This window comes from uncultured Aliiroseovarius sp. (assembly GCF_947497285.1).
In the GTDB taxonomy this organism is placed as follows: Bacteria; Pseudomonadota; Alphaproteobacteria; order Rhodobacterales; family Rhodobacteraceae; genus Aliiroseovarius.
The window spans coordinates 74,460-95,618 of sequence record NZ_CANMFT010000009.1 but is presented as its reverse complement, the minus strand read 5'-3'; the positions used below and the strand labels follow the sequence as shown (position 1 = coordinate 95,618).

22 protein-coding genes are annotated in these 21,159 nt (G+C 58.3%); 5 read left to right on the top strand and 17 right to left on the bottom strand.

Annotated elements, in window-relative coordinates; all coding sequences use genetic code 11:
- Nucleotides 1–82: 82 nt before the first annotated feature.
- On the bottom strand, nt 83–235 hold the full coding sequence (locus tag Q0864_RS15340) for a StaA (RefSeq protein ID WP_298571418.1): 153 nt from the start codon (nt 233–235) through the stop codon (nt 83–85).
- Between the two features lie 4 nt (nt 236–239).
- On the opposite strand from Q0864_RS15340, the gene Q0864_RS15335 reads away from it, so the two are divergent.
- Nucleotides 240–512, top strand: coding sequence for a hypothetical protein (locus tag Q0864_RS15335; protein WP_298571415.1), 273 nt, complete (start codon nt 240–242; stop codon nt 510–512).
- A gap of 204 nt (nt 513–716) precedes the next feature.
- On the opposite strand, the gene Q0864_RS15330 is transcribed toward Q0864_RS15335, so the two are convergent.
- Nucleotides 717–1,406: a helix-turn-helix domain-containing protein gene (locus Q0864_RS15330; protein ID WP_298571412.1), complete on the bottom strand. Its 690-nt coding sequence runs from the start codon at nt 1,404–1,406 to the stop codon at nt 717–719.
- Between the two features lie 144 nt (nt 1,407–1,550).
- Between Q0864_RS15330 and Q0864_RS15325 the strand changes: the two genes are divergently transcribed.
- The gene (locus Q0864_RS15325; RefSeq protein WP_298571410.1) at nt 1,551–2,702 is read left to right on the top strand and encodes an acyl-CoA dehydrogenase family protein; all 1,152 of its coding nucleotides are present in this window, start codon (nt 1,551–1,553) and stop codon (nt 2,700–2,702) included.
- 69 nt (nt 2,703–2,771) lie between these two features.
- Nucleotides 2,772–3,704 carry a carbon-nitrogen hydrolase family protein gene (locus tag Q0864_RS15320; RefSeq protein ID WP_298571407.1) on the top strand — a complete coding sequence of 311 codons (933 nt, stop codon included), beginning with the start codon at nt 2,772–2,774 and terminating at the stop codon, nt 3,702–3,704.
- A 197-nt stretch (nt 3,705–3,901) separates the two neighbouring features.
- On the opposite strand, the gene Q0864_RS15315 is transcribed toward Q0864_RS15320, so the two are convergent.
- The 10 genes from Q0864_RS15315 to repA all read right to left on the bottom strand — a co-directional run bounded on the left by Q0864_RS15315 (nt 3,902) and on the right by repA (nt 14,578).
- Nucleotides 3,902–4,558, bottom strand: a complete 657-nt coding sequence (locus Q0864_RS15315) for a hypothetical protein (RefSeq protein ID WP_298571519.1) — start codon at nt 4,556–4,558, stop codon at nt 3,902–3,904.
- Complete coding sequence (locus Q0864_RS15310) at nt 4,558–5,151, bottom strand: regulator (RefSeq protein ID WP_298571404.1); 594 nt, start codon at nt 5,149–5,151, stop codon at nt 4,558–4,560. Before Q0864_RS15310 ends, Q0864_RS15315 begins: the two co-directional genes overlap by 1 nt.
- A 76-nt stretch (nt 5,152–5,227) precedes the next feature.
- On the bottom strand, nt 5,228–7,210 hold the full coding sequence (locus Q0864_RS15305) for a ParB/RepB/Spo0J family partition protein (protein WP_298571401.1): 1,983 nt from the start codon (nt 7,208–7,210) through the stop codon (nt 5,228–5,230).
- Nucleotides 7,211–7,366: 156 nt separating this feature from the next.
- A complete protein-coding gene (locus Q0864_RS15300; protein WP_298571398.1) occupies nt 7,367–7,756 on the bottom strand; it encodes a DUF3768 domain-containing protein in 390 nt (129 codons plus the stop codon).
- Nucleotides 7,757–7,824: 68 nt separating this feature from the next.
- Nucleotides 7,825–8,757, bottom strand: coding sequence for a zincin-like metallopeptidase domain-containing protein (locus Q0864_RS15295; RefSeq protein WP_298571395.1), 933 nt, complete (start codon nt 8,755–8,757; stop codon nt 7,825–7,827).
- A gap of 40 nt (nt 8,758–8,797) precedes the next feature.
- Nucleotides 8,798–9,283 carry a hypothetical protein gene (locus Q0864_RS15290; protein ID WP_363317627.1) on the bottom strand — a complete coding sequence of 162 codons (486 nt, stop codon included), beginning with the start codon at nt 9,281–9,283 and terminating at the stop codon, nt 8,798–8,800.
- A 331-nt stretch (nt 9,284–9,614) separates the two neighbouring features.
- Entirely contained in the window at nt 9,615–10,709 is a 1,095-nt protein-coding gene (locus tag Q0864_RS15285; protein WP_298571390.1) for a Fic family protein, read from the bottom strand.
- A gap of 144 nt (nt 10,710–10,853) precedes the next feature.
- Nucleotides 10,854–12,149: a plasmid replication protein RepC gene (repC, locus tag Q0864_RS15280; RefSeq protein ID WP_298571387.1), complete on the bottom strand. Its 1,296-nt coding sequence runs from the start codon at nt 12,147–12,149 to the stop codon at nt 10,854–10,856.
- A gap of 273 nt (nt 12,150–12,422) precedes the next feature.
- On the bottom strand, nt 12,423–13,394 hold the full coding sequence (gene repB, locus Q0864_RS15275) for a plasmid partitioning protein RepB (RefSeq protein ID WP_298571384.1): 972 nt from the start codon (nt 13,392–13,394) through the stop codon (nt 12,423–12,425).
- A gap of 2 nt (nt 13,395–13,396) precedes the next feature.
- Nucleotides 13,397–14,578: a plasmid partitioning protein RepA gene (gene repA, locus Q0864_RS15270; RefSeq protein WP_298571381.1), complete on the bottom strand. Its 1,182-nt coding sequence runs from the start codon at nt 14,576–14,578 to the stop codon at nt 13,397–13,399.
- A gap of 924 nt (nt 14,579–15,502) precedes the next feature.
- On the opposite strand from repA, the gene Q0864_RS15265 reads away from it, so the two are divergent.
- Nucleotides 15,503–15,763, top strand: coding sequence for a hypothetical protein (locus tag Q0864_RS15265; protein ID WP_298571378.1), 261 nt, complete (start codon nt 15,503–15,505; stop codon nt 15,761–15,763).
- A gap of 61 nt (nt 15,764–15,824) precedes the next feature.
- Here the strand turns inward: Q0864_RS15265 and Q0864_RS15260 are convergent, their stop codons facing one another.
- Entirely contained in the window at nt 15,825–16,718 is an 894-nt protein-coding gene (locus tag Q0864_RS15260) for a recombinase family protein (protein ID WP_298571375.1), read from the bottom strand.
- Nucleotides 16,719–16,944: 226 nt separating this feature from the next.
- Between Q0864_RS15260 and Q0864_RS15255 the strand changes: the two genes are divergently transcribed.
- Nucleotides 16,945–18,012 carry a hypothetical protein gene (locus Q0864_RS15255; RefSeq protein WP_298571373.1) on the top strand — a complete coding sequence of 356 codons (1,068 nt, stop codon included), beginning with the start codon at nt 16,945–16,947 and terminating at the stop codon, nt 18,010–18,012.
- A 200-nt stretch (nt 18,013–18,212) separates the two neighbouring features.
- Here Q0864_RS15255 and Q0864_RS15250 read toward each other — a convergent pair whose 3' ends face one another.
- The 4 genes from Q0864_RS15250 to Q0864_RS15235 form a co-directional block, all read right to left on the bottom strand.
- The gene (locus Q0864_RS15250; RefSeq protein ID WP_298571370.1) at nt 18,213–18,944 is read right to left on the bottom strand and encodes an alkylmercury lyase family protein; all 732 of its coding nucleotides are present in this window, start codon (nt 18,942–18,944) and stop codon (nt 18,213–18,215) included.
- 8 nt (nt 18,945–18,952) lie between these two features.
- Entirely contained in the window at nt 18,953–20,386 is a 1,434-nt protein-coding gene (gene merA, locus Q0864_RS15245; protein WP_298571368.1) for a mercury(II) reductase, read from the bottom strand.
- Between the two features lie 18 nt (nt 20,387–20,404).
- On the bottom strand, nt 20,405–20,608 hold the full coding sequence (gene merF / locus Q0864_RS15240; RefSeq protein ID WP_298571366.1) for a mercury resistance system transport protein MerF: 204 nt from the start codon (nt 20,606–20,608) through the stop codon (nt 20,405–20,407).
- A gap of 248 nt (nt 20,609–20,856) precedes the next feature.
- Nucleotides 20,857–21,153, bottom strand: a complete 297-nt coding sequence (locus Q0864_RS15235) for a cation transporter (protein ID WP_298571364.1) — start codon at nt 21,151–21,153, stop codon at nt 20,857–20,859.
- Nucleotides 21,154–21,159: the final 6 nt, after the last annotated feature.

The following is a 21,159-nucleotide window of genomic DNA, read 5'->3' as shown; positions in this document are numbered from 1 at the left end:
GGGTCTGAATTCCAAAGGACAAAAAGCCCGCTTTCGCTTTTCAGGGTGGCGGGATCAGACCACACTGACCTCCAAGGCTTGCTCAGGGCTTGGATTGGCCCTGACGCGTCGCATCAATCAAAGCCTGCGCGGCCTGCATTACCTGAACCTGTGAAGTTCCAGCGCGTGCATCCTCAAGCGCGGCCTTTACCTGCGCGCGAAACCACGCGTCATACGCATTCGCTTCAGCAGCCACGGAAATGCTCTCTGAGACCACGGACCAGAAGCTTTCCGAGGTCATCGGGCATGTCTGCAAAGTGCACATCAATTGGGAAACGGTGACCCGTCAGGTCAGTCGCGCATTGCCCTTCGAGATCGAGGTGCTGACCACCCTTTCCCCTTTCGTCCATCGCGCTTTCTCCGAGCTTATCGTTAGCCAATACTTCATCATTCCGCGTGGCGTCGTAAACGGCAAGGCCATTGTGATCACATCAAGTCGCACAACTCGGGGATCGAATGCCGGAGGGACATAATCATATGTGAAGCTCGAAGCCGCCGTTCATTGGAAGCGCGGCGAAATCTGACTCTGAGCCCATAGTGAAGTATTTCCGCAATGCAGCTAATGTCGGCTTTCAGGTTATTGCCGACTATTCATCAGTGGGCGAGTAACTGGTGTGCATAGCGACGTCACTTTCGCCGTCGCTATCCTCTTCAATCATCGCCGACACTTTAATGTATCAACTGGCCATCCGCTCTTCGTGGGCGAAGGGGCTGAGGCCAAGCCATTTCTGCATGCAAATTGCGATCTCGGGGGTGCCCGTCAAGACCATCCGCCCGCCTTCCACCGCTTTCTCAACTGTATCGACGCCCATCCAGATAGCCGTCATGGTTCGCAAGTGGCTTTCCGCGTAGAGGTCAACTTCGTGACCTGGGTCAGTATAACAAGCCTCAACGCCGGTATTTGGATCCACCAGAAGCCAGTTGTTCTGCTTTGCGGTCGCAAGATCATTGAAGACAAACTGAAGGCACACTCGTTTCTTGGGCAACGGGTCAATGTTTAGGCCGCGGTGCATGTCCCAGATCAGCAATTCTGGGTCGAGATTGTCGAGCGAAAGCCCGCTTTCGACCCATCGTTGCCCCCACACACCGATCCCCATAACGAGGGGCCTTAATTCTTCGCCAGCCATTGTCAGACGATACTCTTTGACGCCTTTGTCTGTCTTGGTGGACTTGATCACGCCTGCCGCTTCTAATTCGACCAATCGCTTTGACAGCAATGTCGGCGACATGCGCGGTAAGCCACGCCTGAGGTCGTTGAACCGCGTGCTGCCGCACAGGAATTCCCGTATCAACAGTAGCGTCCAGCGCGAACACAAGATCTCCGCTGCCATCGCAATTGGGCAAAACTGCCCGTAACCACCTTGCATGATGTATCTCCTGTTGAACCGCTAACGCGTCTATCCGAGCGTAGTCGGGATGCCCGAATGTAGCCAGTACAGTTTCTGGACTATCGCAAAGCAGACCGTCCTGTGACCCTGAGCGAGCATTTTGATGGAAACGGAGATTTCGCTATGAACAAATTTATTGATCGAGCTACAACCGCTGCAAGCCTGAATGAGACAACCAATGCTCTGGCAAAAACGTTCGCTGAACGGGCGGCTGACTATGATGACAATGACAGGTTTATCGACGCCAATTACGCTGAGTTGAAAAGCGCAGGACTGATTTCGGCAGGTGTTCCGTTAGAGCTTGGCGGCGGCGGGGCCGACGTACGAGCGCTATGTGACATGCTGCGCATTATCGCCGGGGCCTGTGGGTCAACCGGGCTTGCCCTTTCGATGCACACCCACCAGGTCGCTATTCCAGCGTGGCGCTGGCATCATCAGGAAACCGCTGGTCATATTGTTGAACCGCTCCTGCGACGGATCGCGGAAGAAAAAATTGTGTTGTTGAGTTCAGGCGGGTCCGACTGGATCGGTGGCTCGGGCACGGCTGAAAAAGTAGACGGCGGGTATCGGATCACCGCCCGCAAAGTGTTCTCATCCGGCGCGCCTGCTGGTGATCTGCTGATGACGGGTGCCATCAATGACGAAGACGGCGACAAGACGGTCCTGCATTTCGGCGTACCGCTTGCCGCGCCTGAGGTCACTGTGCTGGATACGTGGCGCACCATGGGCATGCGGGGAACTGGTTCGCATGACATCACAATCGACGGGCTGTTCATCGCGGATGACAAAATCCCCCTCAAGCGCGTTGCGGGCGAGTGGCATCCGGCGTTTCAGATGATCGCCACCATCGCGTTTCCGCTGATCTACTCGGTATATTTGGGCATTGCCGAAAGCGCGCGAGAGATTGCGGTGAGCATTGCCGCAAAGAAACCCGTGTCGCATAGGGTGCAATCGATTGCCGGACGAATGGATACAGCATTGGCCGCTGCACGTATAGCGCACAACTTCATGATCGAAGCCGTGGAACGCAATGCCCCCTCTGCCGAAACCATCAATGACGTGATGATTGGCCGCCGCTTGGTCGAAGAAAACGCGATCCGGACGGTGGAGCTGGCTATGGAGTTAGCTGGCGGCGCGAGCTTCTATCGCAAGACAGAACTTGAGCGCCGGTTCCGCGACATTCAGGCCGCACGCTATCATCCGCTGCAAAAAGAGGTGCAGGCCGAATACGCCGGAGCCATGGCGCTGGGACAGCCAATTGAGCAGATATTCTAGCGGCCATACTTGCCCAATTTCGAACAATCCCCGCACGCAGGGGCTAATCACAACAAAAAGGATATCGTCATGAAAGTCGCAGTTGTCCAGGAACCGCCCGTCTATCTGAACCTCGCAGCCAGCATGGAGTGCGGGATCAATCTTGTTACGCAGGCCGCAAAAGACGGTGCCAAATTGATGGTCTTTCCAGAAACATGGTTTCCCGGATACCCGACGTTTTGTTGGCGTCTGTCGCCAGGTGCGGACATGGGCAAGACGGACGAATTGTTTGCGCTTTCGCAGGCCAACTCTATCGACTTGAGCCGAGATGGCATGGCCCCGTTGCAAGAAGCTGCCGCAGAGCACGAGATGGTCATTGTGGTCGGCTATCAGGAAATCGACGGGGATGTATCGGGTTCGACGATTTTCAATTCCTGCGCGATCATTGATGCCGACGGTCGGATCGTGAACAATCATCGTAAGCTGATGCCGACCAACCCCGAACGCATGATTTGGGGCTTTGGCGACGCGTCTGGCCTGAACGTGGTCGAAACTGCGGTCGGGCGTATCGGTGCGCTACTGTGTTGGGAAAACTACATGCCCTTGGCGCGCTATGCGCTTTATGCACAAAACATCGACATCTACGTCGCCCCGACCTGGGACACAGGTGAGACGTGGCTTGCCACGATGCAGCACATCGCGCGCGAGGGCGGGTGTTGGGTCATTGGATGCGCAACGGCACTTGAAGCGTCTGACATTCCCGAAGGTATCCCTCATCGCGACATTCTATTCCCGAGCAACGATGAATGGGTCAATGCCGGCGACGCCGTCATCTATAAACCTTTTGGTGGAATCGCAGCCGGTCCGATGCACCGCGAAAAGGGGCTTCTTTGGGCCGATATAGACGTATCCGCTGCCCGCGCCTCACGTAGAAAATTCGATGCAAGCGGCCACTATGCCCGCCCAGATGTATTCTCGCTCACCGTCGACAGAAGCCGAAAAGTGCCGGTTTCATTTAGTTGACCGACTGTCACTGTTTCAGCTACGCATGCATTTAAAACGCGCAATTGGCTGGGATATTTTCACCGTTGGCTCGGTCCGAACGCATTGATAGCAGTCATTCGTACGCGCGCAGCGAAAGCCAGCTTTGTCCTGCACAGCTGCCTCTCGATTGATTGATGATGAAGGTCCGCTCAGACCCGCCGTGGGCGAGATCCATGTCATTCCCGCTGCCCCGCCATAAACTCGGCCAGCACAGGACTTGCCGCGCCCTTTGCGGAGCTGAGCAGCTCCGAGCCAGCGAGCGTCGCTTTCGACAGGCGCACGAGCGCGCCGGTTTCCTCGATGCGATAACAGCGGCGCTTTTGCCGCCCGCGCCTGTAGTGCGTCGCTGTGACGATCTGGCAGGTGCTGCCATCGGAGAGCATCACAGGCGCTGCGAGCCTGATCTTGTCGCCTTCGGCGTAGTCGGGAATCGCGGCCCAGTTCTGACAGCGCTGCCGCCAAGCATGAGCGTAGCTGTCCGGATCTTTCAGCTCGGACAGCAGGGCCAACAGGCTCAGTGGCGCGCGGGATTCGACCGGCCCCGCACTTTCCTCCATGTCCTTGTAGCCCCAGCAGCCGTCATCGTATCGGGTGAGGAAGACAGCCCCGAAAGTGATGGAGCCATCCGGATCGGTCACATAGGTCGCGTCTTCGACAGCGGTGCCGTCGAGATTGGTGACCCTTGCCGCCGCATACCAGGTGGAGCCGACCTTGTAGGCCTTGACCAGTTCGGTATTGCGCCTTTCGCCTTCGAAGGTACACAGCCGGGTGATCTCCGCTTTCTCATCCGCGTAGGTTTTGACGCGGCGGTCGGTGTAGAAGAGCCATCCCATCAAGCCGCCCTCCGATCATCGAGTTCCATCAGCGCATCGAGCGGCACGCGATAGGGCTGCATGGCGTCGAAATCCTCGCAATTGCCGCAGTTCTGCACGATCGCGAAGGTGTCGCAGGCATCCTTGAGGATGACCCGGAAGGTGCGGCCAAGACCTGAAGGCACCTCGTAGGTCCCGCCGATGAGATAGTCCGAGGCCCGGCGCACGAAGACGCGGATGCTGTGGCCATCGGTGGAGAGCCGGATGGCCCCCTGCCCCCGGTCGATGAGCACCTGCACATCGTCGAGGATGTCGGTGTAGAACTGGCCGGTCAGATCGCGAAACGCCATGCGGCGCTGCGCCATCCAGTCTGTATCCCGGAAGGGGTTCATGCCATCAGCGAAGGCGAAGGAGGGATCGGCCTGTTCGGTGGTGACGATACGGGTGGTCGTGCCATCGATGCCGTTTGAGCGCAGATGCACACCATTGCCGACGATCAGGATCAGGGCCGGTTTGTCCACGGGCCCGTTCCAGTTGGGCAGGAAGGTTTTGCAGGCGCGCGCATGGGCGATCTGCGCCGCAACGGCTGAGGCAGAGAACTTGAGAATAGCCATGGGGATGTCTTTCCGTTGGGTGTGGGAGGGTCGACCCGCGCGTGTGGCATGGTCCACGCGCGGGTCGCGTGATGGCTCAGGCCGCTTGCGCGACCGCGCTGTCAGGCTCCGGGGTTTCCACAGTGGGCTCCGCCTCATCTAAGGCGTCCCCAGCCGTCTGCATCATCGGCGGGCACCAAGCGGCCACGGCAGCGCGCTGCGCGTCCGTGAGCGTGGCGAAAGGCTCGGCGAAGAGCTTGTCGCAAAAGGCGACGATCTCCTTCTTGCTCGACGAGGCCAGCGTCACCGCCTCCTGGGCCAGGCCCAAATCCTCGCCGAGGATCTTCAGGAGCCAAGCCTTCTTGAAGCGGTTGAAGAGCGCCGCATTCGGCGTCCAATGCGCCCGGATGTCGGGCATGATCTCGATCTCGAACGCATGCATCAGGCTGTCGCGCTGGCGGACCCGGGCAAAGCAGGACTGCGTGGTGCTGGCGGTGGCACAGGCGACGAGCTTGGCCTTCTCCGCTGCATCGAGCGCGCGGAACGCCGCGAACTGATCGGCGGGCGAGCGGGTGTCATCGAGCCAGGAGAGGTCCAGCGCATCATGCGCCGCCGCCACCTGCTCAAGCGAGGTCTCGTCGATCTCGTCCATTTTGGCATGGCTGCGGTATTCCTTGCGGGCATCGATCTTGATCGCCTGCGTGACACTCATGCCGCTGGCCAGAACGTCGCTCACCAGCTTGAAGAGCGTCAGATCGAGCGTGGCCTCGGGATGTAGCGCCATCGCGGCACCGAGTGCCATGGCCCGCTCGGTCTTGAGGTCCTCGGCCAGCGAGGCTGGATAAGTGATTTCGCCCGGGTCCGGGGCCTCCTCCCCGGTTGGGCTAGCCGAGGAGCCGCGCGCGCCCTCCTCTTTGACGGTGTCTTCCGGGCGGACGAGACCAACATGGAGCGTAATCTGCCCACCCTGCCACGACGCTATCACCCCAGACCGCGAGAGGTCCTCGGCGCTATAGGCCTCCTGCAGATCGCGGGCTTCCTCTTCCAGAGCGTCCACGCGCTCGTAAAGGGCATTGTAGGCATCGTCTTCGAGCCCCTCATCCTCCATCTCGAGTTGCAGTTTCTCAAGTTCAGCGGTGATCTCATCCACGCGCTTCTGGGCGGTCTCATCCGGCTCGACGGGTCCTGGGTAGACGCGGCCATATTCGGCCATGGTCGCGTAATCGTAGCGGACCATCGCATCGGCCCAGGCAAAGCCCAGTTTTGCGCGAGCCTCCTCGGCGGCGACCCCGAGCTTCTCGAGCAGGATGGTCTCGACCAGCGCCGCATCCTCTAGCACGGAATGCTCTTCCAGAAGGTCAGCCGCGACGGCACCGCCACGCGCCTCGTAGTCCGCGCGCACGAAGGCTCCGATATCGTCGCTGACCTGCACGCCGCGGGATTTGAGCGCTTGCCGGACGGTATAGGCCTGCAGATAGCTGTCTTCCTTGGTGAGCGCCTCGTAGACCTCGCGCTGAACCTCCTGGCTCGGGTGCTCGGCAAAGGCCTTCATCGTGTCGAGCGTGATCGTCTTCGCCCGAGCGGCGGCGCGGATATCGGGGTGGATCAGCCCGTAGCGCAACCGGCCTTTCACGGCCGCCACCGTGGTGCCGAAGGTCTTGGCGATCGTCTCGGGCGTTTGGCCGTCGACTTCCATCATCCGGGCGAAGGCCTCGAACTCGTCGATGGCATTCATCGGTGCCTGGGTGATGTTCTCGGCGAGCGACAGTGCCGTGGTGACGTCGCAGTCTTCCGGCACGAGGCGGCAGTCCACCTTGGTCTTCGCCGTGAACCCCTTGGTGGCCTTGTCGGCGATCAGCTCCTTCAGGGCTGCATGGCGCCGGCCACCGGCGAGGACAGCATATTTGCCGTCAAGCTTCTGGACCAGGAGCGGCTGGAGGAGACCCAGAACGGCGATACTGGCTTTCAGATGGGCGATGTTCTCGGGGTCATAGGTTTCCGGCGCGTTGCTGCGCACATTGGCGGGATGCGGGACCAGATCGCCGATGGCGACGGAGACGGGTTTGAAGCTTGTGGTCATGGGGTTTCCTTTTCGGTGGGTTTGGAGCGGCCCGCGCATTCAGATGCGCGGCCAATCCCCGTCTTCAGGGATCACCACGACAAAAGGCCCACTCTCCCTTTGAGGGGTCAGTGGGCCTTCATTGCCTGGAGCGTCAAGAGGGGGGTGTCCTCTGCCCTACCAGTCGCGGGCCAGCATGATGGTCAGCACGCGCATGGTGGTGGCGGGGTTGTCCGGGGTCGCGGCCCCGTAGCGGAAATCCGAGCCTGCTTCATACAGATCCAGTTTCCAGAACACGGTCTCGCCCCGGATCTCGACCGCCCCGAAATCATGCCATCCTTCGGGATCATTCTCCTGCTCGAACGTGGCAAACTCACCGGTGGCCTTCACCGCCTCGGCCATAAAGCCGTCGCCGGCCTCCATAAGCGAGCGGGTGACATGCATCCGGCCCTGGATGGGCTGCGCGGGCGGCACCCCGAGGCACGCAAGCTTGCGAAACGCGTCGTTCTGCGCTGCGATCACACTCGGATTAGGGCTGTCTGTCTGGGGTTGTACGGCGATGGTCATGGGGCATTCCTTTGAAAAGCTGAAACACCCTCCCCAAAGCCTGCTTTCCCTTTACTGGCACAAACCGTTCAAGCAGCCTGGGCGCCCTCCCCTGCACTACCCGCCTCCGACCGTGCGATCAGGTAGTCGCAGGCGCGCTGCGCGTCGGCCGCGTGCTTGAAGATCGCGTTCTTGTCAGAGCGCAGCACGCGCAGCCAGTTGTAGAGGTACGCCGCGTTCATCTCGATTGTATGGGCTGTAAAGCCGAGCGTCTGGCCAACGAACACCGAGGTCAGCTCGGCGACGATTTCTTCGCGGGCATAGGCCGTGTTGCCGAAGCGTGACAAACCGTAGTCCCGGTTCAGCCGATGGCGCGCCTTGGTGGCATGGGCGAGCTCATGCGCCCAGACCCCGTAAAAGTTCCGCGGGTTCTCGAACCTGGAAATGGATGGCATGAACACCTTATCCACGGGCGGCAGGTAGTAGGCTTCCGTCCCGGTGAAGACGGTTGTGATGTCGATGGCATCGAAAAACGCCTGCATGTGCGGGATGGGCTCGGACGGAGGATGCTCGGGCACGGGCTCCGGGTCGGGGAAGAAGCTGTCGGGCAAGCCCTCGATCTGGCAGGCATTGAACACGCGGTAGGATTTCTGGAAGCGGAAGATGCGGGTCTCATCCCCATCTGCCTCGTCGGCGTCTCCAGACGCCTCGTCCTGTTTCCGGCTCTGGCCGTAATAGACCACCACGGAGGACTTCTCGCCCTTGCGGATCTTGGCGCCCAGGGCATTGGCCTGTGGGATGGTCATCCAGAAGGGTGAGTTGTGGCCAGCCATCACGGTCCGCATGGTCAGCAGGAAGTTGTTGACGCCTTGATATGCCTCGCCGTTGTGACGGAGCGGGCGGGAACTGCCACCGGCGGTCCAGGGCTTGCGCCATGGCAGGACGCCGCGCTCGATGATGCGGATGATTTCGTTTGTGATGACCTCGGAGGCATCGAATTTGGGCGTGCGGGATCGGGCCATGGCTGGCCTCCTTTCGAGTTTTGGTGAGAGGGAATGGTGATCAGGTTGACTGGCGGGGGCGCGGATCGTTGGCGATCCTGGCACCGAGGGCTTCGACCATGTCGATGTAGGTGGTCAGCGAGACGGACCTGCCAGGACCGCAAGGGTCAGGGTCAACCGATCCGTCCCGCGCCACGCACGGCAAGTTCGCGAAGGCGATGACGTCACTGATGGGTCGGATATCGATGAACGGGGTTCCTCGTGCGACCGCGAGGGCGGCCAGGGGAAAACGCTCGATTGGCGCGAAGGTCGACACGGTGGTCCAACCGAGATGGAGGAATGTCCCACCCTCCCCGCAGATCACATGCGCGTTTGGCAATGACACTGCCTGCTTCAGATAGCCGAGATCACGCAGGACGGTCTGGCGTTCGAGCCGCTGTGCCAATTCCAGCTGGCCAGTTCGGCGCAGTTCCTTGTGCCGCCACCAGGAGGCGGCGGTCACGCGCAGCACGCGCAAGACACCTGTTTGCATGGGAATGCCCTTCATCAGGAAAGACAGACCGGAACCCGGCCCGGACCCGTCCAAGGAACCCCAAAGCCCCTCATCCGTCAGTCACAAAACCCGAAGGACACTTTCACTTTTCCTGGCCCCACCAGCCCGGGAAAAGAACTTCAGGGGCCGGCACGGCCCCAGTTTTCTTCATTGCACGCAGAAACTCCGGATCGGCAACGAACATCGGCAATGCCAGACCTATGGGTTCCATTTTTAGAATTTATATCAATGAATTATGGCAAATCTCAGATCGGCAATTTTTGCTGGCGACTGTCTGACATATCCTGGCGGTGCTTGTCCTGGGCACCGGATGCGACAAGCCTCTTCACTTCGCTGACAGGGAATAGCTGGTACTACGTCCACCAGCGTCATCCTTCTCAAGTGCTCCCAAGTCGATCAGGTCCAGGATGTCGCGATATGCGGTGTCCTGCGAACACTTCTCGATCTTCGCATATTTCGACGTCGTGAGTTTTCCTTCGAACCCATCCAGGAGGCGGTTAAGCATGTCCCGCTGGCGGTCGTTGATGTTGGCCGTTCCGTATTTCTCCCAGAACCGCGCCTTTTGAAACACGGCCTCCAGAATGATCTCTGCGCCATCAAAAGCACGGTCGAGGCAATTGAGGAACCAATTGAGCCAGGCGGTGACATCAAGCCCGCCCTTCTGCGTCGTCTCGAGCATATCATAATAGGCGCTCCGCTCCTGCCGGATTTGGGTCGACATGCTGTAAAACCGCTGTGAACTGCGTTCGGATCGCGCCAACGCCATATCCGCGATCGCACGCGCAATGCGCCCGTTGCCATCGTCGAAGGGGTGGATCGTGACGAACCACAGATGTGCAATTGCGGCATGAACAACTGGATCCGTGTCAGGGACCTGATTGAACCAGGTCAGAAACCGCCCCATCTCTGTATCAAGCCGTGCTGCTCCCGGCGCCTCAAAATGCACGCGTTCACGACCCATAGGTCCTGAAACAACTTCCATAGGGCCTTCACGCCACTGCCCCACGGTGATCCGGGTCATTCCGCTTCGCCCCGTCGGGAAAAGGGCGGCATGCCAGCCGAACAATCGCTCCGCGTCCAGTGGTTGTTCATACGCTTGCGTCGCGTCCAGCATCATCTCGACGACCCCATCGACATGGCGATCAGACGGGATCAGCCCGCCGATTTCGAGCCCCAGCCGTTTTGCAATGGACGACCGAACCTGATCCTTGTCGAGCGTCTCGCCTTCGATCTCGCTGCTCTTGACGACATCACTGGTGAGAGTTCTCAACATCGCCTCATTGCGAAGATCAAAGCCAAGGCCTTCCATGCGTCCCAAGAGCTTGCCTTGTCGGTGGCGGACAGCGGCAAGTTGTGATGACAGCTTGGCCTTGTCCCAAGAAAACTGCGGCCAATCAGTGAGTTCGTGAATGTAGGTCATATTTTGCGCACTCCTTGCGGAGATTATACCGGGCAATCTCCGCAAGACAACAGTATTCGCCGCGCAATATGCGGAGAATACTGGCGCCAATCTCCGCGTACCCCTCCGGACATCTGAATGTAGAGAAACTGCTGCCCCATCCCATCATGCCGCCTGTCCGCTCAACCGGCCATAGAAACTGCGCTCGAGATGCAGCTCCCCTGCCCCCGCTTTCTGGACAATTCCACGCAGATATCCACCAGGAGATGTGACTTCGCCTGCACAATGCTTTTCGAACGTGAGAACCAGCGCTGCTGTCGCGACTTGAGGCCCAAGCCGGTCCTGCGCTATGTTCCAGGCGTGCTCTGAGACGCCGATCATTGGCCTCAACTGCCCCACGACACGGTGCAGATCGCCCCAATCCTTCAGATATCCGCCCATATTGCGCGCCCAGGACGCAAACTCAGGACAGGCTTGCATGACTGTCGGCAGATCCAGGCTTGCCCCGCGCTTCTTGCGGGTTTCGGCCACCCAGTCTTCCAACTCCTTATCCACCCGCTCTTCCGGTGGCGCATTGGGCACCACGCAAGCCGCTTGCTCAGTTTCTGAGCGATTACAGGTTACAGGATTAAGTTGATTTGTAATTAGTATATGAGGTTCGGAATTGACCTCCCTGGGGTCCATTACTTGAGTCTTCTGAAGCACTTGCTCCGTGGTTTCAACGGTGTTTTCCACATCCTTATCCGCTCGAACTGCCTTGAGGTACGCCGCATCTACACGTTCCTGGAGCTCTTTGAACCACGCGAAGAGCCGTTCCAATGCCTCAGAGGTCGTGTTCCTGCGCGGAAGGCGGTCCAAAAGATCTTCGAAAAGGCTTGTGAGCTGCGTCCATGGGCCTCTCAGCGCGCCGCTGAGCGCAGCCTCGATCCGCGCGCGGATCATCCTGCGGGCCACAGTGATCTGCCGCTTAAGGCGCTGACAGTGAGCGCGCTCAGCATGCAGCTCTGCGTGTAGCTGCTCGAACTCTTCGACGCGCGCGGACAGCGGCGACAAATCAAAGCCGTAGGCCTCAATGATACGGCCCTCTGCGTCCCTGTGGCCCCAACGCTTGCCATTAGGGCTGTCTTTGAAGGCGATTACACCTATTTCGGCCAGGCGACGCGCATGGCGCTTGAGCGCAGAGAGTGAAAAGCCCGTCTGCTCCATCAGATAAGCATTGGAGGCCCAGACGATCGGGCGCTGACCCTCTTCCCAATCTTGCGCCTGCGTGAAGGCCCCAAGCGTATCGAGGAGCATCATGTCTCCTGCCTTGAGGCCAATATGCGCACCTACGCGTTTCACGGCAACAAAGGCCCGTGTCTTGGGCACGGCTGATCCTTCACCAGCCTGTGCGTGCTGTTCAGCGACGGCGAGTCCGGCCGTCGCCTTCCGCCACCCCGTGGGTTGGTTGATATTGGACATACCTTCACCGTTCTGAGGCATGCCTGTCTCAGTCGCTCCATGCGGAGCATCATTGAATTTTGTCATTTTTTAGCTAGGCACAGAAAACCTGTTCGCCCGAAGACGTTTTTCGTTGTTTAGCGATTCGCGGGCTGCTAGGATTGTAGTGTGAAAACAAATCGCGCCTTGTGCGCAGCAGCCCTCGGGACTTCGGTTTCGAGGGTTTTCTATTTGGTGCCGTTCTCCTTTTTGCTCGTTGCCTCTATCTTGGCGGTTAACAGCTGTTAACCGCCGCTATCCTTCGTGGCTCTCTGATTGGAACCGATCGAAGGAATCCTGAATGAGCTTGTCCAGATTCTGATCCAGCCAATTCGCGAATCTCGTGTTCTCCCCTGCCCGCTTGACGGTGACTGAGAGCCCAGACTTACCGCTTTTGATCTGCACACCGGGAACGGGCGAGCGCTCCTCGACAGATCGTTCTTGCTTACCTCGCTTGCCAATTTCCTTGAGAACAAGGTCCAGCCGTCCGTCGGAGTCGAGATCACCAGATTGACCAAGAACACTCAGAACACCCTCCTCCGAGAGTTGTACTTTCTCAAACGCCGTTGCGAGCGTGGTCCATTTCGGGCGCCCTGCCCCTGGAGCTGCGCCAATGGCTTCACCGACAGCCAAGGGTACTAGCCGATTGATACGCTCAAGCTGCGAAAGAGTATTCTTGCTGATAGCCAAAGCCTGACACGCCTCCGCACGTGAGTAGCCTTGCTCCAGGATCGCGTGCGCGAACCGGACACGTTCATAATAGCTCAGCTCCGCGCGGCCGGCATTTTCGAGGCCTTTCGCCATCAATGCATCGGTATCATCGAGCGTCCGGATCAGAGCCCGCACTGGTATCCCTAGGTGGCGGCACGCAAGTATTCGTCTCTGACCGTAGATGATCTCAAAATGCCCATCACGATCCTTCGAAGGACGTAGAAGGACCGGGACTTGCTGCCCGGCATCAGCGATGCTGGTTGCGAGATCCTTGATCGATTCATTCGGTGCGGCGCTGTTAACAGCTGTTAACTCGATATCCAGCCGGTCCTTGGGTCCCCAAGCCAAGATAAGATTTGTATCGATATCCTGGATGCCGCCGAGACCCGCACGAACAGAGCCGATAGTTCCTTTCGGCAATGTTCGATGAGCTCTATCAGAAGCCCCATCTTTCGACGTCTCCGTCGCCGCAGTAATCGCAGCCATGATGCCGGTTTTGTTTTTACCCATAGCCATGATTACCGCCCCCAAGCCTGTTGAAGCATTCCCGCAATCTCCGAACCAACCGCATCCATGCTATTCTTTGCGCGATCATAGGTCGACCTTGTCATCTCGGATCGCGCAACCTCGTAGATCGACATCTTGAGCATCGATGCGTCGCCGATAGCCGTACTACGTAGTCCGGTCGCCCCAACGACACGATCCTGGAACAGAGCACGCATGAGGCTCACGATCTGCTGACTGGGGATATCGCTCGGATCGTCCCGCGTGATGAGGAAGGAAAAAAAATCATGATCGAGTTTAACGCCCGTGTCCTCGATCACACCAAGATAAGCAGAAGTCATTTCGACAAACTGCTGGGTGGAAGCAAGGTCGAGCATGCTCGGCGTCATCGGCACGATGACCGAGGTCGCAGCGTAGAGGCCAGTTAAAGTCAAGAACCCGAGAGCTGGTGGGCTGTCGATAACCACCACGTCGTAGTCGCCCTCAACGGACTGGATCGCCAGGCTGAGCTTCTCAAAAAATGCAACGCCGCGACCTGCATTGACCGCAGTTTCCGTTTCAAACTCGCTTAGAACAAGCCGGGCAGGAGCCAGATGAAGACCAGGGAAATAGGTTTCTACGATGGCCTCGGACATCGGCACCGGGTCTTCATAGCGAAGTGCGTCGTAAATTGACGCCCCTTCAAACTCCAGTTCAGTCTGAATCCCGCAAAAACCCGTGAGGCTCCCTTGCGGATCCAGGTCAATCGCCAAGACCCGGTAACCGTTCAAAGCAAGGTAGTGACACAGATGGATCGCAGAGGTGGACTTCGCAGATCCACCTTTGAAGTTCATCAGCTGAATAACCTGAAGCTTGTCGCCCTCGCGACGACCAGGAAGATATTTGCCGGGCTTACGAGAGCTAGCCTCCAAAAAATGGCGGGCTTGCAGGATCTCTTCACCGGAATAAAAGCGCCGTCCGTTCTTGATTACTTCCGGCTCCGGCAAGGACCCGTCGCTATGGCACTTGCGCAAGAATTGCCCGGTCACCCCTAGAAGATCAGCAGTCTCTGTAGCGCTGAATAGTCTCAAATTCTTGCGTTGATCGGGCGCATAGGCTTGCTGAAGATGCGTCGTGAGCGCGGTGTGTAGACGCGCTGCTATCTGGCTTGTAAGCTCGGATTGAGACGCCGCTTCGATTGGTGCCGTCTGGAACATGGTTGCTATTTCTCTGCTCGAACGCGCTTATTTGCGCAACTTGACTCTAATGGCCGTGATTCACCATGTTAAGTCAAGGATTTTATCCACAAATTGTGCTGTCGGACCAAAGGGCTACTAGGGAAGCCACGCACCCTCTAGAGTTAACAGCTGTTAACAGCACCCACGAACTAGTGGTACAGCAAGACATCTGTCGTCGATTGGCCGTCGCTCCCAACCGATCCAATAACGGTCCCTCGACCGAAAATTAGGCTGGCGAGAGAGACAATGCACATAGGCGGATTGAAACCAAGCACCGACAGATCTACCGCGGAACAAGAGCCCTAATGGGCCATATGTCGAAGTTACATTGATGCTCAAGAGCCGAGGTTAAACGCCGAGAACACATTCGCATCGCATCAACAAGGTTGGTTAAGACCCTGACGTCTGGCGCGTCAACGGTGCCCAGCAGGGTAGGGGGGCAGCACCGTTGCTTTCCCGGCAGGAACAATATTCGACGTAGAGTACCGAGTAGATAGAACCAATTCGACTACACCTCGCCGGACCTCAAAACCTGCTAGTTGAGCCCTCGTTGTTTAGGACGGATGAGTGGCGATACGTGGCAATCTAAGTTCCCGAGTTTGTCCGTAGAACGAACGGTCGGCACTCCCTGCAGCCGATGCGCTCGCTCGGCCGCTTCGGAAAAGCGCTGGAAATGAAGCGCAGATACCGTGCTTGCCGCCGCCCAAACTACGGCTCAATGACGCAACTCCTTCACCAGCTTTCTGGGGGCAGGTTGCGCCCAGTTTCGCTGTCCAGATGATCCACGTTGAACATCGATGACAGTTGCCTTGCGAAGCTCAAACGTGCAGAAACACCCGCCGACGAAATACTAGGGCAGGGGCTCCGGATCAATGTCCAGGTCCTGATCGAAGCGCTTTTCAATTGCCGGAGGCAAGCGGGTTCAGCTGTGACGACGCCGGAGCTTCTCTCGCGGGCATCCAGTCCTTTTGCCTGGTCGAGGATCTGACGATCCAAACCTATCAGGTGGGTCGCGCTATAACGGAGAAGTATCAGTTCTCGGTCTATGACGCGGTGATCGTGGCTGCCGCGCTGATCGCCGGATGCACGACACTGTGGTGCGAGGACATGCACGACGGATTGCTCGTGGAAGAGCAGTTGCGCATCATCAATCCATTCTCCTGACCGAAAAACGGGCGGCAACCTCGCAATCGTTCCATCGGATGGAAGAATTGCAAGGTTGTGATTATTGCGCGGGCTCCAGCAAACCCAACTTCTCCGCCCGTTCCAGCAGCATCCTCACGGACGACGGCTGCCAACTGGCGCGTCCACGCGGGGTGCGTTCGCGCATCGCCTCTAGCCGGTCACATATCGCCTGAAGCGTGATGTCGGGGTCCGCGCCCTTGATGCCAGCGACGATGGCGGGCAGGCGGTCGTCGGTTTCGCGACGTCCGGCGCGGCCAAGAACCTCGGCGGGCAGGAACGCGTCGCGCACATATGCTTTCACGGCGCGCAGAAGGCGGCTTTGCGTCCAGCGGCGATCATGGGGCAGGGGGCCGTTAATGATCCGCAGCACGTCTTCCCAGGCCATATCGGGCCGCAGACGCCGCACATGGGGCACCCAATCCTGCGCGGTCTCGTTTAAGCGCTCCATATATCCGTCCTGCCGCGCCAGCCGCACCTTGCGCAGCGCGGCGGGGTCTTTGGCGCGAAGCCCGGGGTTGCCGCCCACGCGACCCTTGGCGCGGGCCGAGGCAAGCCCGGCCTTTGTGCGCTCGCGGATCAGAGCGCGTTCGAACTCGGCCGCGGCGCCCAGAACCTGCAGCGTAAACTTACCCTGCGGGGAGGACGTGTCGATCGGGTCCTGCAGCGAGCGGAAGAAGGCACCCTTGGCCTCCAGACGTTCGATCACCTCGAGGAGGTGCGACAGAGACCGCGCGAGTCGGTCAATCCGAACGACAACCAGCGTGTCGCTCTTGCTGATGCGATCCAATACTCGAGCAAGCACCGGCCGCGCGCGATTGCCGCCTGAGGCGTGCTCTTCAAGGATTTCGACACATCCCGCAGTTTGCAGGGCCTCAGACTGGGGCAGGGGGGACTGATCGTCTGTGGAAACGCGGGCGTAGCCTATCAGGGGCATGAGAACGGGCCGTTTGCAATTTTAGGTATCACTACTAAACGACCGTTTGTAAACGAACGCAAGCAAGTGTTTTCTCGTCGTGCTGGTGCACAATCCCTTGGTTTCCTTGCGCTGAGCGCAATCTGAGAGGTTCCGCCGGCGGTCGCGCGCGCATGCTATATAAAGAGCATGGGCAATGGCCACAAAACCACTTGGGTAATGTGCATAATACTATTATTATGCACATATGAAGCCGCAAGCATCTACTTTTATTGATGATTTCGACGACCCTCTCATCACTACGGAGGGGGATGAGGAGGCTCACGAAGACGACCTCTGGTTCCTGCCGGGGCCGCTCGAAGAAGGACCGGATGATTTGCCTCCCGGGCCACGGGCGGAACCGCCTGATACCGCGGTCATAGACGATTGGGCAAAGGCAGAGGGGGCTCACTCTGCGCGGCTGGCAAAGGTGGCTGGACGCTTGGGTGCGCTGGATGACCGGTTGCTGCGTGGCCCGAATGGCTGGCGACACAGACTGGCACTGATCGAGGCGGCAGACCTCAGCTGGCTTGCAGGGGATCGGGTGAGTTCTGACCGCCTCGCTCTTTGGATATCAATGCGGTTGTCTGGCGCGCAGGATGATCCGGAAGCGCTGGCCCGAATTGGGTGGGCTGTTCGTCGTCTGACAGGTGGTCCCGGACCGAAGGTCGATCTTGCAGCGTTTCTTGACCGCCGCGATCCCGAGAACATCGAGGACGCCGCCGAGCGTTTCGAAGATCGCGCTGGCGGATGGCTAGCTGTGATGACGGCAGCTTCCGATCTGCACCCAATTACACGCGCCTGTATGGGGAATCACCTTTGGAGCATGGCGGGTCTCGGGCAACACGGCGGCCAGATCGAAGCGGCCGTCACAGCTGCCAGGATCGCGGCCAGCGACGGAAGCGGTGCCATCTTTGCACCGCTGGCCATGGGTGGGGTAGGGGGGCTGCGTGCCTCCGGCTTGCCGCTAGAGCGGTTGGACCGCTGGCTGGATGGCATGGACAGCGCCATTTTGACTGCGATGCGTCATCTGGATGGCATTGAAGTATGGGGCGTTCGCGCGAAGAGTGCGATGGCGCAACTGTCGGGTCGTACACCTGTAGCATTGCGCAAAGTCCTCACGGAATGGCCTTTGACCTCGGCTCCTATGGCCGAGGCCTTGACCGGTGCGAGCAGGGCTGCTGTGCAACGCAATCTGGTCAGGCTGGAAGAAAGCGGCTTGATCCGTGAGATGACAGGGCAGGGGCGCTTTAGGATGTGGCGGATCGACATCTAGGTGTTTTGACAGACCCTGCGCCAACCAAGCCTTGCGGGAAAACAGCCATTCGTTCTGCGCGCAGAGAACGACGGCAGAGAGCCCGAACTCCCTGATGCTGCATCAAGTAGGAATGTCAGCTTTCAGCCTCTCGCCCTAAAGCATCTGGCCCAGCTCGAAGTTGACGGAGGGCTAGACAGAGTCCGTGCCCAGATGGTCATTCATGAACTTGGCGTCAATTCGATGGGCCTGTCGGTTGAGTGGACGAAAGGTAGAAAAACAGCTGCTCCAATTTGGGTGGCTTTTTCGGGAGTTAACCGAAAGCCGGTTCCGGCAGGTCTTCCACGTTTCCACGCTTCAAGATGCTCGTCACAGCAAAATGCCAACATGGACTGGCATTGCGTTTTAGCAGCACACCCGTTCACGTCCGATACTGCGGCCCAGATGACGGTAGCTTCGGGGTGCACGGCTTCTACTTCCAATCCATCCCGGTTGATTGAAACCTTGATCTGCCCTTCACACTCCGGACAGGAAGACTGAACAGTCGTCTCGTGGCCAATCATCGCAGCGGTTCCTAATGCATCAATGGCACAAATAGCGTTGATGCGCCTGCCGCCCAGTGAAACTCGATGCTGCGTCGGGGTCGCGGAGAATGGATAGGCCGCTACAATCACGTCGTCTTCAAAAAGGACCAGATCGCGTCGTTGCAGGCTCCGAAGTGCTGATCTTAAATTCACCAATGTTTGCCCAGTGGACATCTTGAGGTCGTTCAATGTTGGGGGCATTCCAGCCCTGACGAAACCGAGCAGCACCTGTCGGTGAATGGCAAGCTCTTGCGGAGTAATCCCATTCCACCGATCTGCCATCCGTTCCGCTGTCATTAACGCCTCAAGAGCCTTGGCAACATACCCATCAGACACCACTGACCAGTCGAGATAGCTGCTTCGCGCCATGACCGCCTTCATCCTGCACAGCAGGACAGTTTGGCTACATCCTTATCAAATGTTTGTGCGGCCAGCTTCAGCCCCTCGACTGTTGTGAGATAGGGAAAGATCATTGCGCCCAGATCGTCGTAGGTCATTCCCATTTTGATAGCCATCGCTGCGGTCTGGATACTGTCTGCTCCTTCCGGGGCAATGATATGCGCGCCCAATAGCTGCTTAGTGTCCTTGTCCGCGATCAGTTTGATCAGACCGCGCGTGTCGCGGGCAGCCAACGCACGAGGCACGTGCTCCAGGCCCAAGACCGATGTGGCCACTTCATGACCAGCGGACTCGGCCTGCGCCTCGGTAAGGCCGACACTGGCGACCTGTGGATCAGAAAAGACAACAGCGGGCATGACGCCGTTGTCATAGCTGAGTGTGTTTCCATTCATCGCATTCTTGGCGGCGAGCTTCGCGCCATAGGCCGCCATATAGACAAACTGATCAGACCCAGTCACATCGCCTGTGGCATAAACCCCGTCTCGGGTACTGCGCATCTGCGGGTCGATGACAATTCCGCCACGCGCGTTGATGTCGATCCCAGCGACATCAAGCCCCAAAGAACCCGTGTTCGGGATGCGACCCGTCGCCAACAAGAGCTTCTCGGCTTCGATCCTGACCGCCACGCCGTTATGTGTCGCGTGCAACGTGACAACCTCGCCCGATTTTTCAAACCTGTCGTATGATAGCCCGTCCAGCACCTTGATGCCTTCATCGACAAAGGCTTTCGTTAGAGCTTCGCTGACCTCTGGTTCGGCTTCTGGAAGCAAGCCACGACGCGTGACAATGGTTACTTCGACACCTGCGCGGGCAAATATCTGAGCAATCTCAACGCCGATGTAGCCGCCACCCATCACCATGAGTGACTTGGGAAGTTCTGACTGTTCAAGTGCTGAGGTGCTGTCCAGCCAATCGACGTCTTCCACTCCGGGGATATCTGGCACGAGTGGCGAAGACCCCGTCGCGATGATGACTTTTGGCGCGCGAATGGTGCGATGTCCGACTTCTAGAGAGCCATCGCTTGCGAAACGCGCCTGGCCTTCGATGTAGCTCACGCCTTCATAGTTTGGCAGAACGTCAACGTATTTTGCTGCCCGCAGATCATCCACCAAGGCTTGCTTTTGGGCGACCAAGGCCGCCCAATCGGTCACTTTTGCGGTGGCTTCCACACCATCAAACCGGTCAGCGGTTTTGGCTGAATGCAGTGTTTCCACTGCGCGGATCATTGCCTTGGACGGGACGCAACCGACATTGACGCAAGTGCCGCCGATGGTTCCATATCCAATGAGCGCAACGCGGGCATCGCCTTCGGCTGCCGTGATCGCGGCAGAAAATCCAGCAGATCCAGCACCAATGACAGCGAGGTCAAATGTATCGGCATCTGCCGAATTCGAAGAACAACAGTCGGACATGTTTTTGGTCTTTCGGTATCAGGTTATCCGCGCACGGCGGATGAGAGCATAAATCGTGATCAGCGCGAACACAGCAAGAGCGGGCAATAGGACATAATCGAGATGGCCAACTACGGCCGACAGCCCCACAATCCCGAAAAGCACAGCGAGAATTGGCGTGAAGCAACACAGCGCGGCTATCACCGTGCCAAAGATGCCCAGTTTAAGAAGTCTGTCGCTCACCTCGGTCGCCCTCTTTGAAATCGCGGTCTTGCCCGCGCAACCGCATGAAGGATCGTGCCGCCAGAAACGCGATTCCGCCAAGTGTTGCCAGGAGTGCGGTCAGCACATTAGCGCCAGATAGAAAACCAACGGTTCCGAAAAGCGCAGTTCCAACCAGAGCCACCTTTCCACCACAGCAGATGACGACAACCGGGGCAGTCACGATGAAGGCCAGCAAACCTCCTGTTGAGCTATCTTTCATTTGAAGCTCAGGAATTGCCGTCGTTAGAAACAAGCTCGGCTTCGTAGCCCGCAGCCGTTGACGCAAACGCTATATCTTCTGCATTGGCTATGGCGTCGTCAAAGACTACAACGGCCGTTCGAGTGTCTGCATCGGCGCTCACTTGTATAACACCTTCGACGCCGCTCATCGCCGATTCAACAATGAATGGGCAGCTGGCACAGGTCATACCCGGAACCGAGAATGTCACTGTTTGCTCAGCCGCAAAGACAGGAGCGGCGGCCATGAAGCCAATCAAGGCCAAAACTGGTGTGTAGAGTTTCATTATGGT

Coding starts and splice junctions, on each gene's coding strand:
- Q0864_RS15300 (WP_298571398.1), bottom strand. CDS start 7,756: ATGACCATCGCCGTACAACCCCAGACAGACAGCCCTAATCCGAGTGTG.
- Q0864_RS15295 (WP_298571395.1), bottom strand. CDS start 8,757: ATGGCCCGATCCCGCACGCCCAAATTCGATGCCTCCGAGGTCATCACA.
- Q0864_RS15290 (WP_363317627.1), bottom strand. CDS start 9,283: ATGAAGGGCATTCCCATGCAAACAGGTGTCTTGCGCGTGCTGCGCGTG.
- Q0864_RS15320 (WP_298571407.1), top strand. CDS start 2,772: ATGAAAGTCGCAGTTGTCCAGGAACCGCCCGTCTATCTGAACCTCGCA.
- Q0864_RS15335 (WP_298571415.1), top strand. CDS start 240: ATGCTCTCTGAGACCACGGACCAGAAGCTTTCCGAGGTCATCGGGCAT.
- Q0864_RS15255 (WP_298571373.1), top strand. CDS start 16,945: ATGAAGCCGCAAGCATCTACTTTTATTGATGATTTCGACGACCCTCTC.
- Q0864_RS15315 (WP_298571519.1), bottom strand. CDS start 4,558: ATGGGATGGCTCTTCTACACCGACCGCCGCGTCAAAACCTACGCGGAT.
- repB (WP_298571384.1), bottom strand. CDS start 13,394: ATGGCTATGGGTAAAAACAAAACCGGCATCATGGCTGCGATTACTGCG.
- repC (WP_298571387.1), bottom strand. CDS start 12,149: ATGTCCAATATCAACCAACCCACGGGGTGGCGGAAGGCGACGGCCGGA.
- Q0864_RS15310 (WP_298571404.1), bottom strand. CDS start 5,151: ATGGCTATTCTCAAGTTCTCTGCCTCAGCCGTTGCGGCGCAGATCGCC.
- Q0864_RS15250 (WP_298571370.1), bottom strand. CDS start 18,944: ATGGCGCGAAGCAGCTATCTCGACTGGTCAGTGGTGTCTGATGGGTAT.
- merA (WP_298571368.1), bottom strand. CDS start 20,386: ATGTCCGACTGTTGTTCTTCGAATTCGGCAGATGCCGATACATTTGAC.
- Q0864_RS15235 (WP_298571364.1), bottom strand. CDS start 21,153: ATGAAACTCTACACACCAGTTTTGGCCTTGATTGGCTTCATGGCCGCC.
- repA (WP_298571381.1), bottom strand. CDS start 14,578: ATGTTCCAGACGGCACCAATCGAAGCGGCGTCTCAATCCGAGCTTACA.
- Q0864_RS15260 (WP_298571375.1), bottom strand. CDS start 16,718: ATGCCCCTGATAGGCTACGCCCGCGTTTCCACAGACGATCAGTCCCCC.
- Q0864_RS15330 (WP_298571412.1), bottom strand. CDS start 1,406: ATGCAAGGTGGTTACGGGCAGTTTTGCCCAATTGCGATGGCAGCGGAG.
- Q0864_RS15325 (WP_298571410.1), top strand. CDS start 1,551: ATGAACAAATTTATTGATCGAGCTACAACCGCTGCAAGCCTGAATGAG.
- Q0864_RS15285 (WP_298571390.1), bottom strand. CDS start 10,709: ATGACCTACATTCACGAACTCACTGATTGGCCGCAGTTTTCTTGGGAC.
- Q0864_RS15305 (WP_298571401.1), bottom strand. CDS start 7,210: ATGACCACAAGCTTCAAACCCGTCTCCGTCGCCATCGGCGATCTGGTC.